13 protein-coding genes are annotated in these 12771 nt (G+C 67.4%); 6 read left to right on the top strand and 7 right to left on the bottom strand.

Annotated elements, in window-relative coordinates; genetic code table 11:
* Positions 1-4 precede the first annotated feature (4 nt).
* Positions 5-1498, bottom strand: a complete 1494-nt coding sequence (locus BMW75_RS01900) for an AMP-binding protein (RefSeq protein ID WP_092575977.1) — start codon at positions 1496-1498, stop codon at positions 5-7.
* Positions 1495-2055 (bottom strand): thermostable hemolysin, encoded by a 561-nt coding sequence (locus tag BMW75_RS01895; RefSeq protein ID WP_231952147.1) that lies wholly within the window; start codon positions 2053-2055, stop codon positions 1495-1497. Before BMW75_RS01895 ends, BMW75_RS01900 begins: the two co-directional genes overlap by 4 nt.
* A gap of 195 nt (positions 2056-2250) precedes the next feature.
* On the opposite strand from BMW75_RS01895, the gene BMW75_RS01890 reads away from it, so the two are divergent.
* Positions 2251-2922 (top strand): response regulator, encoded by a 672-nt coding sequence (locus BMW75_RS01890; RefSeq protein ID WP_092575974.1) that lies wholly within the window; start codon positions 2251-2253, stop codon positions 2920-2922.
* On the top strand, positions 2919-4283 hold the full coding sequence (locus tag BMW75_RS01885) for an ATP-binding protein (protein WP_092575971.1): 1365 nt from the start codon (positions 2919-2921) through the stop codon (positions 4281-4283). Before BMW75_RS01890 ends, BMW75_RS01885 begins: the two co-directional genes overlap by 4 nt.
* Before the next feature lie 33 nt (positions 4284-4316).
* On the opposite strand, the gene BMW75_RS01880 is transcribed toward BMW75_RS01885, so the two are convergent.
* Positions 4317-5639 carry a tetratricopeptide repeat protein gene (locus BMW75_RS01880; protein ID WP_092575969.1) on the bottom strand — a complete coding sequence of 441 codons (1323 nt, stop codon included), beginning with the start codon at positions 5637-5639 and terminating at the stop codon, positions 4317-4319.
* 193 nt (positions 5640-5832) lie between these two features.
* On the opposite strand from BMW75_RS01880, the gene BMW75_RS01875 reads away from it, so the two are divergent.
* Positions 5833-6768, top strand: coding sequence for an SMP-30/gluconolactonase/LRE family protein (locus BMW75_RS01875; RefSeq protein ID WP_092575966.1), 936 nt, complete (start codon positions 5833-5835; stop codon positions 6766-6768).
* 60 nt (positions 6769-6828) lie between these two features.
* Here BMW75_RS01875 and BMW75_RS01870 read toward each other — a convergent pair whose 3' ends face one another.
* A complete protein-coding gene (locus BMW75_RS01870) occupies positions 6829-7314 on the bottom strand; it encodes a DUF6644 family protein (protein WP_092575963.1) in 486 nt (161 codons plus the stop codon).
* 18 nt (positions 7315-7332) lie between these two features.
* Positions 7333-7719, bottom strand: coding sequence for a DUF6152 family protein (locus tag BMW75_RS01865; RefSeq protein WP_092575960.1), 387 nt, complete (start codon positions 7717-7719; stop codon positions 7333-7335).
* A 402-nt stretch (positions 7720-8121) separates the two neighbouring features.
* Between BMW75_RS01865 and BMW75_RS01860 the strand changes: the two genes are divergently transcribed.
* The 3 genes from BMW75_RS01860 (at position 8122) to BMW75_RS01850 (ending at position 10943) form a co-directional block, all read left to right on the top strand.
* Positions 8122-9474, top strand: coding sequence for an APC family permease (locus tag BMW75_RS01860; RefSeq protein WP_254791910.1), 1353 nt, complete (start codon positions 8122-8124; stop codon positions 9472-9474).
* A gap of 45 nt (positions 9475-9519) precedes the next feature.
* The gene (locus tag BMW75_RS01855; protein ID WP_092575957.1) at positions 9520-10395 is read left to right on the top strand and encodes an SAM-dependent methyltransferase; all 876 of its coding nucleotides are present in this window, start codon (positions 9520-9522) and stop codon (positions 10393-10395) included.
* An 83-nt stretch (positions 10396-10478) separates the two neighbouring features.
* A complete protein-coding gene (locus BMW75_RS01850) occupies positions 10479-10943 on the top strand; it encodes an Rrf2 family transcriptional regulator (protein WP_092575954.1) in 465 nt (154 codons plus the stop codon).
* Positions 10944-10948: 5 nt separating this feature from the next.
* Here the strand turns inward: BMW75_RS01850 and BMW75_RS01845 are convergent, their stop codons facing one another.
* A complete protein-coding gene (locus BMW75_RS01845) occupies positions 10949-12256 on the bottom strand; it encodes a type II toxin-antitoxin system HipA family toxin (RefSeq protein ID WP_254791909.1) in 1308 nt (435 codons plus the stop codon).
* Between the two features lie 17 nt (positions 12257-12273).
* Positions 12274-12618: a helix-turn-helix transcriptional regulator gene (locus tag BMW75_RS01840; protein ID WP_076520892.1), complete on the bottom strand. Its 345-nt coding sequence runs from the start codon at positions 12616-12618 to the stop codon at positions 12274-12276.
* Positions 12619-12771 lie beyond the last annotated feature (153 nt).

Genomic DNA, 12771 nt, shown 5'->3' with positions numbered 1-12771 from the left:
GTCTCTACAGAATGGGTTGCGCGGCTTTCCGCGGAAAAAGTTGATCTGCGTGCAAGGCGGAAATGGCGTCGCGGCGCGGGCGTCCATTCGCCGTGGACAGGCCGCTCGCCACCGTGAACTCGTCCCGCGCCAGCATCCAGGGACCGATGCGCGCGTAGTCAGGCAGCGCGCCGTTCGTGCGTTCGATGGCCGCGTGCAGCTGCGCCTCGCCGATGCCGGGTTGCGGCCAGATCACGGCGCCCAGTTCGGCCTGGCCCTCGCCCAGCACCACGGCCTGCGCAATGCAAGCCTGGCTCGTCAGCAGGACTTCTATCCACTCCGGCGACACGTTGCGGCCAAAGCCGGTGATCAGCAGGTTCTTCTTGCGCCCCTGGACGTGCAGGAAGCCCGCGTCGTCCAGGCGGCCCAGGTCGCCGGTCGGCAGCCAGCGAGGAAGCGCCGTGTCCTGTCCGAGGTAGCCGAGCGCGGGGCTGCCGGCGACCTCGATTTCGCCATCGGGCGCGATCCGCACTTGCGCGTGCGGCAACGGGCGGCCAGCGGAGCCCGGGCTATCGTCGCCCGGCAGGTTCAGGGTCTGCACCGAACAGGCCTCGGACAGGCCATAACCTTCATACGCCGGCAGCCCCTGTGCGCGGGCGGCGGCCAACAGTTCGCGCCCCACCGCCGCGCCGCCCACCGCCAACAGCCGCAGACCGCTCGGCGCCTGAGCGCCCGTTGTGCGCAGCCATCCGGTATATGCCCTGAGCATCTGGGGCAGGACGATGGCGCTTTGCGCGTCGGACGCGCCCAGCGCGGCGTGGAACATGGCGGGGTCGAAACGCGACGACCCTTGCAGTCCGATCCGGGCCAAGGGCTGCGTGATCATTGCCGCGCCTTCGATCAGGGCGGCATAGACCCCCGCGATGTTTTCCAGCAGGACAGGCAGCGGCAAGGCGGTGAGATGACGGCGCACGTTCAGCGGGCGGGTGGCCGCCGCCAGGCCGCTGGCGACGTTGAGCATTTCCTCGGCGCCCAGGCATACGCCCTTGGGCGCGCCCGTCGAGCCGGACGTGAAGGTGATCTTTACCGTCCGGTCCGGCAACGTCACCGGCGTCGCCGAACGATGGAACAAGGACGGGCTGTCCGGCCGCCCGCTGTTCGCCTCGAAACCCCGTTCGAGCAGGATGGGCGCCAGGGAGTCCGGTCCCGCAACGACGTCCGCGCCCGCTGCGTCGATCGTGGCAAGCCATTGCGCCGGCGTGAAGAACAAGGGCAGCGGCACGTGCACGATTCCCAGTTGCAGGCACGCAAGATCAAGAATGATCCAGTCTGCGCCGTTATCCATGACCGAGGCCAGGACACGGGCCGGGCGCGCCGGACGCGCCGCAATGCGTTCGGCGCACGCATCCACCTGGCGCGCCAGGTCCGCGTAGCTCGAGGATTGCGATGCCCCCTGCACCGCCAGGCGGTCCGCCCTGCCGGGTTCGCGCAGGAGAGACAGAAATTCCTGCGCGTTCATGCCTCGATCTCCTGGAACCGTTCGACAATGGTGTGCAGGCGGCCGGCAAAGACCTGGGGCGCGTGCGCATAGTAGCTGCCCCAGTCGCTGCGCGTTTTCTCGTCCAGGTGATGCGCCGTGGCCGCCGAGATGGGTTGATGGGCCAAGCCCATCCGGGCGAAAAGATGGTGCAGCTCTCGGGTCAAGGTGCTGACTGCCCAGCTATACCCTTGCTGATGCAGGTGGCGCGCCAGCAGCGGGACAAGCAGCCTGCCCGCTCCCGGCCGCACCGCGGCGAACTGGCCGGCCTCGACGATAAGGCGGCGCGCGACCGGCGCATCCTCATCGCGCAGATACTGCTCGATGGGCGCGGCAAGGTATCGCTCCAAAAACAGCGGCGTTTCGGCGCCCCGGTAGCCGGCGGCGGCAATGATTTCCCCATTGGTCTGCACGCTGACCAGCGTGGGCAGCCATTCGTTCAGCCTGGCGCCAAACCGTTCCTGGTAGCGCTGGCGGATGTAGGATTCCACCTCTGCGCGCAAGGGGTCGCCGGGCGCGTGGATATGCAGGGTCGACACGGGGGACGGCATCCGCAATGGACTCGCCAGTCGTGTTGGGGGGAGCGAACACTTTGTCAACGGCATGCTGGCGTCCATCTGCTCGGGTTGGTTCATGATGGGGCGCAGCTTAGGCAAGGAACCTTAATGAGAAATTAACGGTCCGGCGGTGCTAATCTGCGTCGAACCTGCCTCAAACGTGTCGCAAAGCTTCACATGCGTATTCTCATCATCGAAGACGACCCCCTGATCGGCGATGGCCTGAAATCCGGCCTGCGCCTGCTCGGCTATGCCGTCGACTGGTTTGCCAACGGTCGCGATGGCGACCAGGCCATGAACGTGGTGCACTACGATGCGGTCGTGCTGGACCTGGGACTGCCCGGCGAGGACGGCGTCGCCTTGTTGACGCGCTGGCGTAACGCCGGCCGCCACCTACCGGTCGTCATCCTGACGGCGCGCGAGTCGGTGGACAGCCGCATCGCGGGGCTGGATGCCGGCGCGGATGACTACCTGATCAAGCCCATCACGCTCGATGAATTGGCGGCCCGTCTGCGGGCGGTGACCCGGCGGGTGGCGGGCAAGCCCGAACCGGTGTGGCGCCACGGCGATCTGGAATACCAGCCTGCCCTGCACGAGGTGAGCTGGAAGGGGCACAAGGTGGACCTCACGACGCGGGAGGCCCTGCTGCTGGAGCTGTTTCTCACGCATCCGAACCGCGTGCTCACGCGCGACTTCATCCGCGACAAACTCTACGATTGGGACGCCGATCTGGAGAGCAACGCGCTGGAGGTATTTGTGCACCATCTACGCAAGAAAATCCATCCCAAGATCGTGCGCACGGTGCGCGGATCGGGATATGCCCTGGGACAGGTGGACGCCGAACCATGACGCTGCAACGCAGGCTGATTTTCGCGGTGCTGCTCGCAGCGCCCCTGGCTTGGCTGATCACCATTGCCGGGACCTACTGGCGGGCCTCCCATGAGATCAACGAACTCTACGACACGGACATGCTGCGGCTGGCGCAGCAGACGATCGCCGTGGCGGCGCTGATCCCTGCGTCGGCCACCTCGGTGCCGGCGCCGGTGCCAGCGCGCTCGCCCGCCTCGGGCGATTACGGCGACGCGGGCCTGGGCGACCTGTCCGTGGCGATCTGGCGCAACGAAGGCGCCCCCCTGGTGCTGGACCCGGAGGCGCTGCAGTTTCCGCGCGCGGCAGAGCGCGAAGGTTTCGTCGACAGCATCGTCAATGGCGTGCCCTGGCGCCTGGTGTATCTGGACGATCCTTCCGGCCGGACGCGCGTTGCCGTCGGCCAGCGCGTGGGCGAACGCAACGATCTCGTCGTGGCCTATATTGCGAGCCAGATCGTGCCGTGGCTGGTCGGCCTGCCCGTGCTGATCGTCCTGCTGATCATCGCCGTCCGGCGGGCGATCAAGCCGGTCCACGACCTTTCGCATCAGCTGGAACGCCGCAGCCCGGACGACGCCTCGCAACTGGAGATTGCCGACGTGCCCGGCGAGCTGCGGGGGTTGGTCAAGGCGATGAACGGCCTGCTGGCCCGTGTCGGGGCCCTGATCGAGCAGGAGCGCCGCCTCACCGCGGACGCCGCGCACGAATTGCGCACGCCGCTGGCCGCCTTGCGGGCGCAATGGGACGTGGTCCAGCGCACCGGCGATCCCGCCCAGGCGCAGCTTGCGCGCACCAGCGTGACGCGCGGCATGGAAAGGCTGGATCGGCTCGTTTCGCAACTGTTGACGATGGCCCGGCTGGATTCCACGAACCACAGCGGCTTTGACCGCTCGGTCGATTGGCGGGCCGTGGCCGAGCAGGCGGTGGGCGATTGCCTCTGGATCGCGGACCGGCGCGACATCGACATTGCCATCGAATGGCCCGAGGCCGGCGTGTTGCCGCTGCCGATGGCCGGCGACGAGACGGCGCTGACGATCATGCTCAAGAACATCCTGGACAACGCGATCCGCTACGGCCCTCGCCATTCGCAGGTGCGGCTGAAATTTTCAGCCGCGCAGATCACCGTGGACGATGAAGGCCAGGGCATCGCGCCCGAAATCCTGCCCAGACTGGGAGACCGGTTCCTGCGCGCGGCGGGCAATGAGGAATCGGGCAGCGGCCTGGGCGTGTCGATCGCCCGGCGGATTGCGCGCAATCACGGGATGCTCGTCAGGTTCTCCATGCGTGAGGCCGCGGACGATTTCGGTCCTGGCCTGCGCGTTTCGATCATGCGCGGCGCGTAGCGCGGCGGCCTCGCGGGCCACGCCGCGATACCGCTACAGCGCCGCAGCGCGCGAGGCAAGCTTGCGGTTGCCAGCACTGTTGGGTTTGAACGCCATGCGCTCGGCGCTCAACGCCTTCGCCAGCGAGCGCGCGCCTTCACGCAGGGCCGCCTCGACCAGCGTCAGCGCCAGCACGTCGCGCTGGGCGTGGCTGCCGCCGAAACGATGCGCAATGAGGCGCACGTCCCGCAGCAGGTCCACGGTCAGCGCGTAGTCTTCGCGCACGAAGGCCACCAGCGCGTGCGCCACCGGCAGTCCCACGTCGCGCGTCATCATGGCGTTGGTGCCCGCTTCCTGCGCGGCGGCTTCCATGGCCTCGATCAGTTGCTGCGCCGCGGCGCCGTCGCCCGAGCCCAGGTAAGCCATCAGGGCGTGCACATCGTTGAAGGCGTAATAGCCCGTCCCGGCGCGCGCCTGCCACACGTCGGCCAACTGGCGCCAGCGCGGGCCGACGTCGACCCCGCGCAGCAACAGCCGCCACAGCATCGCGGAGGCGTCGATCAGGTCCAGCACCTGCCCGGTGGACGATTCGCGCAGGCGCTTGTCGTAAAGCGCCAGCACCTCGTCGGTCTCGTCGCGGTCCAGATGAAACAGCGCCAGGTGCCACCAGTTGTGGATCGACAGCATGTTGTCGGTGGACCAATCGTCCCGGCGGCCGTTCAACCAAGCGACGCCCTCGTCCACCCTGCCCTGCATCTCCAGGACATGCGCCACGGCATGCACGGCCCACGGATCGCGGGGGTTCAGGTCCAGCGCGCGGCGTCCCTGGGCTTCGGCCTTGTCGTACAGGTTGGTCTCTTCCAGCCCGAAGGCATACATGCCCAGCACATAGCCGAAGTCCGGCATGCCCTGGTTCCAGGCGGGCAGGATGCCGGCCACGCGGTCGCGCAGCATGGTGGAACGGCCCAGCAGGAAGTCGCCGATATGGCCGACCTGCAGCGCCAACGTGTCGTGGGGATAGTCGATCAGAATGTCGGCGTAGCGCCGCAGGGAATGGGAGAACTCGCCATCCAGCCATGCCCGCGCGGCCGCCGTGTGGCGCCGTTCGCGCTCATTGGCGATGTCGTACAGGCCTTCCGCCGCCTCCACGCTTTCGCGCAGCAGCGGCTCGACGCACTTGTCGCTGGCCGTGATCATCATCCCGGCCCGCAACAGGTGGCCCATGACGAACACCGGGTCGTCGGCCAAGGCCTGGTCGATGATGCCCAAGGGGTCGCCGTAGTAGCCGTGAAACAGGGTCTGCGCCCGTTCGTAGGCGTCCATGGACGCCTGTTCATCCGTCGAAACGGGATTGCCCCGCACGTCGCTCAGCGCCATGGTGCTCTCCTTGGATGCCGCCCCCGCGTAGGGCTCCGAAAATATAAGCATGAACGCGGCCGCCGGGCAAAGCGCAGTCGCGCTAGTGCGCCTGCACCGGATTTGCGCGGCGGCGCAGCCCGGCGCTATGGTTCCAGGGCGCAGCACCAAACGGCGATACCCGGGCAGGCAGGCTGCCGTCACAGGAGGTCCTATGTGGGAACCCAGCGAAAGCTACCCCGATCCGGCCATCACGGTGCTGGATCCCCGATTCCAGGATATCCGGATCGGCAACGCCGCCGTCGAACGCCTGGCGACGGGAATCCGCTATGGCGAAGGCCCGGTCTGGTTCGGGGACGCCAGGTGCCTGCTCTGGAGCGACATTCCCAACAATCGCATCATGCGGTGGGACGACGAAACCGGCACCGTGTCCGTGTACCGTAAACCGTCCGGCTACGCCAACGGCAACACGCGCGACCGCCAGGGCCGGCTCATCAGTTGCGAACATGGCGAGCGCCGCGTGGTGCGCACCGAGTACGACGGCACGTTGACAGTGCTGGCGGACCGTTTCGAGGGCAAACGGCTCAATGCCCCCAATGACGTCATCGTGCGCCGCGACGGGTCGATCTGGTTCTCGGACCCGCTGTTCGGCATTCTCAACAACTATGAGGGCTACCAGGCGCAACCCGAGCTGCCCACGCACGTCTACCGGCTGGACCCGGTCTCGGGGCGGCTGCAGGCCGTGATCCGGGACATCCGGAATCCCAACGGACTTTGCTTTTCGCCGGACGAAAGTCTGCTGTACGTGGTCGACAACGGCTCCGCGCCGAACCGGATCCTCGTTTATGGGGTGCGGGACGATGGCGCGCTGGACGACGGACGCGTCTTTGTCCAGGCGCATGGCGACAGCATTCCGGACGGCATACGCTGCGACACGGCGGGCAATGTCTGGGCGGGCTGGGGACCGGGACCGGCCCTGAGCGGGGTGATGGTGTATGCGCCGGACGGCACCGCGATCGGCCGGATCGCCCTGCCCGACCGTTGCGCCAACCTGTGCTTTGGCGGGCCGCGGCGCAATCGCCTCTTCATGGTCACGGGGCAATGCCTGTTCGCGCTGTACGTGAATGCGCAGGGCGCAGCCCACTGCTGAACGGCGTGCGTGGCCGGCGCGTCCCCGCCGCCAGCGCCCGGCCAAGGGGCAGGCTGGCCGCTACAGGAATCCGATCCAACGCCCCGCCACCAGGCACCCGAGCCACAGCGCCAGCGAGGCCGCCGCCTGCACACGCAGCGCGCCCGATGGCTGGCGCCCGGCCGCCACGCCGGCCCACGCCCCGCCCTGCCGCACCAGCCAGGCGTTGGCCGCGCCCGCCGCCAGCAGGCCCATCTTCACCCCGAACGCCGGATTCTGCAGATAATCGAAGGGCCGCACCGAAAACAGCATGGCGCCCGTCAGCACGGCCAGCGCCAGGCCCGTGGCCGCGGTGCGCGCCAGCACAGGCGCCAGGACGGCCAGCGGTCCGGGCTTGAGGATCCCGAGCAGGCGCAGATCCAGCGGCACGATGGAGCCGATCAGCAGGCCGATGGCGCCGATATGGGCGGCATTGACCAGCAGATACAAGGTGCCCGACCGGCGCAGCCACAGCGACGGCGGCACGGATTCGAGCTGTTCGAGCGCGAGCCGCAGCAGTTCTGGCATCGGAACCGGCGCGCGCGCTCAGGGCTTTTTGATGCGGCTGGGATAAATGTCGTAGGTCTTGCCGCCCACCGTCACCTGCACGGCCTTCATGCGCTTGTTGGCGGCGTCCTGGTCGCGGTTGCCCACGGCGGTAATGGCGTCGCCCGGCTTGGCCGATCCCTGGACGAATCCGGCCTCTTTGGTCTGCGAGGGGTTGCCGAGTTCGACGGTCCAGAGCCCGTCCTTGGCCCGGACCTTCAGCGTGGGATGCGGCGGCGCGATCTGTACCTGCTCGACCGTGCCCTCCAGGGTCATCTGTTCGGATTCGGCCCAAGTCCAGCCGTGGTGCGCCATCGCCGAGGGGACGGCCCCGGCCGATGCGCATAGCGCCAGTGCTGCAATGGACGCGCGTGGGGAAAGCTTCATGTCATGCCTCCGGAAGTTGCGGTCGCCTGCTGTCCTGTCCCGGCCTCGCGCGGACGCGATCGTCGGTCAAAAGAGCATAGCAGTGTCGCGCGGCCAGACAAGGTGCAGGAAACCGCCGCTTTCGGGCACCGGCGGCGATGCGGCGCGCAGGCTCCCCCAGGAAAACCCTGCGGAACTTTCGTCTTTGGGTTACGGTCGTTTTATGTTCAGACAATTGTCAGCATATGCCGATAGTTGCCTCGAATCCTTCGTCGCGCGCCCCCTCCAGGAGAATTGCATGTCACTGCTCCGTCCGCGTCCCCTCGCGAATCCGCCCTCGACCCCGACCGCGCGACCGCCCGACCATTCCCCTTCAGACGGCCTTTCCGTGCGCGCCGCCCCGAATCTTCGGCGCGCACGCTCATGAGCAGTGTTCCCGACACCCTGAACGAACGCGCGCGCGCCGGCCTGTCGGTCATGGACGCGACGGTGGTGCTGGTCGGCGTGGTCGTCGGCATCGGCATCTTTGGATTTCCTCCGCTGGTGGCGCAGCACGCCGCATCCGAGGCCATTTACATCGGCCTCTGGTGCGCCGGCGGACTGGTCATGCTGGTGGGCGCGCTGTGCTATGCGGAACTGGGCTCGGCCTACCCCGGCGCGGGCGGCGAATACCTGTACCTCACCCGGGCATGGGGCGCGCGCGTGGGCCTGATGTTTGCGTGGGCCCGCTGTTCCGTCATCCAGACCGGCGCCATCGCGGTGGTGGCCTTCATTTACGGCGATTACGCGCAACGGCTGCTGCCGCTGGGGTCGCAGGGACCTGCCGTGCATGCGGCAATCTCCGTCGTCCTGCTGACCGGCCTGAACATGGTCGGCACGCGGTATTCCAAGCGCCTGCAATGGTTCTTTACCGTGCTGACCCTCATCGCCCTGGCTGCGGTGCTGCTTGCCAGCCTCACCGCCTCGGGTGGCGGGTCCGTCGATGCGGCGGCGCCGGCCGCCCCCCTGTCGGGCAATGCGGCCGGCCTGCTGGGGATGGGCATGGTTTTCGTGCTGCTGACGTACGGCGGCTGGAACGAGGCCGCCTACCTCAGCGGCGAGTTGCGCGACCCCGCCCGCAACATGAGCCGGGTGCTGCTGATCGGCACCGCCGTGGTGACCGGCGCGTACGTGCTGACCAACATCGCGCTGCTCGAAATATTCGGCCTGCAGAAACTGCGCGACACGCCCGCGCTGGGGGCCGAAGTCATGCAACTGGCCGCGGGCCCCTACGCGGCGGCGTTGCTCAGCCTGACCATCTGCGCCTCGGCGCTGAGCACGATCAATGGCACGATCATCACGGGCGCGCGGGTGTACTACGCACTGGGCCGCGACGTCCCGCGGCTGCATGCGCTGGCCGGATGGAACGCGCGCAACGAGACCCCGGTCAGCGCGCTGCTGATCCAGGGGCTGATCACGCTGGCGCTGGTGGCCCTGGGCGCATTCAGCGAAAACAGCGTGCAGACCATGGTGGCGTACACCGCGCCGGTGTTCTGGATTTTCATGTTGCTGGTGGCGGCATCCGTGTGGCGCCTGCGCCGCGTGGACCCCGACCGCCCGCGGCCGTTCCGGGTGCCGCTCTTTCCGTTGCCGCCGCTGCTGTTGGCGCTGACCTGCGCCGGATTGGTCGTCTCCAGCGCCATGTACGCCGGCGCGGGCGCCCTGATCGGCCTGGTCGTCCTGGCCGCCGGCGTGCCTTTGATGCGCGTGCTCAAGCCCGCCCCGGCCGCCGGCTGAAACGGTTCATTTCCCACGTCCTCCCCCGTCCAAGGAACCCTCACCATGCAACGCTCTCCCCTGCTACTGAAAGCCGCAACGCGGGTACCCGCCTCCCGCCTACAAGCCGCGATGCTGGCTTCGGCATTGGCGTTCACGCTGCTGGGCGCGGCTGCGGCCATGGCCCAGACCACCGCCGCCCCGCCCGCCAAGGCGGCTGAACAGAAGGCCTATGTACCCGACGTGGGCCAGCAGGGCAAGGACGTCATCTGGGTGCCGACGCCCCAGGCTCTCGTCGACAAGATGCTCGACATGGCCAAGGTGACGCCCAAGGACCGGCTGATGGACCTGGGTTCCGGCGACGGCCGCACCGTCATCACCGCGGCCCAACGCGGGCTGACCGCGCAAGGCATCGAATACAACCCCGACATGGTCGAGCTGTCCCGCGAGAACGCCAAGCGCGCGGGGGTGGCCGACCGCGCCACCTTCGTCGCCGCGGATCTCTTCACCACCGACCTGTCCCAGGCTGACGTGATCACGATGTTCCTGCTGTCGACCATCAACGAAAAGCTGCGGCCGAAGATCCTGGATCTGCGGCCCGGCACGCGGATCGTGTCGAACACCTTCCGCATGGGCGACTGGGAGCCGGACGCCTCGGAGACCTTGACCCAGAATTGCCAGACCTACTGCACGGCCCTGCTCTGGATCGTGCCCGCCAAGGTCCAGGGCAAGTGGGACCTGGACGGCCAGACCTTGCAGCTGGAACAGCGCTACCAGATGCTGTCCGGCAAGCTGGGCGCCACGCCGATTTCCGACGCGCGGCTCGACGGGACGTCCATCACGTTCACGGCGGACGGCGTGCGCTATGCAGGGGTGGTCAATGGCCGCAACATGACCGGCAACGCGGCGGGCAAGGGGCAATGGCAGGCCAAGCGCATGTAGCCGCCTCGCGGCCCGCGTCGGCGCGGGCCGCACCGGCTGTGCGCCGTTGACCCGCCGCGTCCTCATGCAATAGCATCTGTTGCATGAGAAGAGACAGCAAGCTATCCGGGGTCCTGCACGTCCTGCTGCACATGGCCGAACACGCTGGCCCCATGACGTCGGACGACCTGGGCCGCGTCATGCAGACCAATCCCGTCGTCATCCGCCGCATCATGGCCGGCCTGCGCGAACAAGGCCTGGTCCGTTCCGAAAAGGGCCACGGCGGCGGGTGGTCGATTTCCTGCGATTTCAACGCGGTGACGCTGCGCGACATCTACGACGCGCTCGGTGCGCCGGAGATCTTCGCCATGGGCAACCGCAGCGAATCGCCGGGATGCCTGGTGGAAGAAGCGGTCAACGCCTCGCTGGACGACGCTTTCGTGCAAGCCCAGGCGCTACTGCTGGACCGTTTTGACAAGGTGACGCTGGCCGCGCTGAGCCGGGATTTCCACCGGCGCATGTCGGCGCGCGGGCAGGCCTTCGACCCCCAGGCGGCGCACCAGGCCTGAACGCCCTACCCGCCGGGCTGGCGCCACGCCATCAATGACGCCTCCACGTGGGCGATCTCGTCGTCGGACATGCCCGCCGCTTCGTAGTAGCGCCGCCGGTCCCGCACGACGTCGCGCACGCGGTCGATGATGGACTGCGCCGCCGCTTCCGACCGCAGCCCGAAGCGCCGGTACTCGGTCAGGCAGTTGGCGAACGTGCTTTCGCGGCCCGCCGCGCCGATGTGCAGATAGTGCTTGGCCGAGCCCTCCTGCGTGACCACGTCGAACAGCGGCGCCAGCCGGTAGGTCTGCGCCGATTCATCCTTCAGGAAGCCCACGTTCTTCAGATGATCGTCCGTGTTGTGCACCGCGACGTTCAGGATCATGCGCGCATACAGCTCCAGCAGGTCCTGGACGGGATGGGATGAAATGCGGCGCGCGACGTCCGCCAGGCGCGCATAGGAATACGTGGCCTTGCCGCGCGGACCGTCCAGCTCGCGTTTGCCGATCTGCACGGAGGGGCTGATCAGCGACGCGCCGCTCAGAAAGTGCCGCCGCGCGATGATGGGGTCCGCGCCATGCTCGACGGGCAGCAATTGCCGGTCGAACCGGTGCGTCAGCAGCACGGCGCCCAGATGCGTCTGCGCCAGGCGGATCTCGGGGACCGACAGGCCGATGGCCTTGGCCATCTGCAGATTGGCGAACTCCACGCGCTGCCGGTCATAGGAATCGCCCTTGCGCGGGAACTTCGCGATCCACATCTCGCCTTCCGCGTCCCGCACGATCGTCTTGGGGCGCGCGCCTCCGATGTCCCACGAGCTTCCCAGGATGTCTCGGTACAGCCCCTTGGGCTTGATGCCCTGGTCGATGTCGGCAAGCAGGTCCGCCAGCGACTCGAGCTGGCTGACTTCGGGCAACCGGTACGTCTTGCGCATGTTGGGCGTCAGTTGCCGGGCGCTGAAAAAAAGCGCGCCCACGCCCATGCCCCGCCCCTTGAGCAGCACCTCGTTTTCGGTCACGCGGGCGCCAGCGTTGTCGATGCGCATCACGTTGCGGCCCCACGCATCCGGCGCGGCGTCAAAGATGGCGCCCAGGGTTTGATAGCGGCTTTCGGTGCGGAACGTGGTGGTGGCGTCCGAGAGCGGCAGGTTGAGCGGGTCCAGCGAAAACGCGCGCGGATCGTTCACATACGACTGCACGTAGGTGAACTCGGCGAAAAAGTGATTCTCGTCGGTGTCGTCCAGGGTCAGGATGCCCGCCAGCACCGCTTCGCCCCGTATGTCCACGTAGACGAACAGTTCGCTTTCGACGGTTTTGTGTTTTTTGGCAGCCACGATGTGGGACGCAGGGGTTACAGGCTGGCAGGGTCGGTGCGGTGCGAATGCGGCGCTTTGCGGCTGCCGCGGCTGGGTCGGCGCAGGGCATCCAGGCGTTTGCCCACGCCGTCCGCGTCCGGGTCGCCCAGGGCGAACACCTGATCGCCAAAGCCGTAGAGCAACAGCGCCTCGATGGCAAGCGCAAGCGAAACGCCGCCGTCGCCGCGCTCCAGGCGGTTGATGGTGGCGCGCGAGACACCCATGCGGCTGGCCAGCGTGGCCTCGGTCTCGTTACGGCGCAGGCGCGCCGTGCGGACGTTGGCGCCCAGACGGGCCAGGGCCTCGGCCGCTTCGAAGCTGGGTTCGATCTTCTTTTTCATGAATCGATAATAGCGCGTAAAGCCGTTTAATGCACTATTAATGAGTCATTTCGTAGTGACGCTCGCAGCCCAATAGACTAACCATTCTTCGATCTGTTTATCGATCACAAATCGATTTTATGCGCCATTAATAGCACATGGAAACCATAGGCG

Source organism: Achromobacter sp. NFACC18-2, from assembly GCF_900108985.1.
Lineage (GTDB): Bacteria > Pseudomonadota > Gammaproteobacteria > Burkholderiales > Burkholderiaceae_B > Achromobacter.
Note: the sequence above shows the minus strand (reverse complement) of the source record. Positions and strands in the feature narration are given on the sequence as shown.

Coding starts and splice junctions, on each gene's coding strand:
- BMW75_RS01840 (WP_076520892.1), bottom strand. CDS start 12,618: ATGAAAAAGAAGATCGAACCCAGCTTCGAAGCGGCCGAGGCCCTGGCC.
- BMW75_RS01875 (WP_092575966.1), top strand. CDS start 5,833: ATGTGGGAACCCAGCGAAAGCTACCCCGATCCGGCCATCACGGTGCTG.
- BMW75_RS01855 (WP_092575957.1), top strand. CDS start 9,520: ATGCAACGCTCTCCCCTGCTACTGAAAGCCGCAACGCGGGTACCCGCC.
- BMW75_RS01880 (WP_092575969.1), bottom strand. CDS start 5,639: ATGGCGCTGAGCGACGTGCGGGGCAATCCCGTTTCGACGGATGAACAG.
- BMW75_RS01870 (WP_092575963.1), bottom strand. CDS start 7,314: ATGCCAGAACTGCTGCGGCTCGCGCTCGAACAGCTCGAATCCGTGCCG.
- BMW75_RS01885 (WP_092575971.1), top strand. CDS start 2,919: ATGACGCTGCAACGCAGGCTGATTTTCGCGGTGCTGCTCGCAGCGCCC.
- BMW75_RS01860 (WP_254791910.1), top strand. CDS start 8,122: ATGAGCAGTGTTCCCGACACCCTGAACGAACGCGCGCGCGCCGGCCTG.
- BMW75_RS01865 (WP_092575960.1), bottom strand. CDS start 7,719: ATGAAGCTTTCCCCACGCGCGTCCATTGCAGCACTGGCGCTATGCGCA.
- BMW75_RS01900 (WP_092575977.1), bottom strand. CDS start 1,498: ATGAACGCGCAGGAATTTCTGTCTCTCCTGCGCGAACCCGGCAGGGCG.
- BMW75_RS01850 (WP_092575954.1), top strand. CDS start 10,479: ATGAGAAGAGACAGCAAGCTATCCGGGGTCCTGCACGTCCTGCTGCAC.
- BMW75_RS01890 (WP_092575974.1), top strand. CDS start 2,251: ATGCGTATTCTCATCATCGAAGACGACCCCCTGATCGGCGATGGCCTG.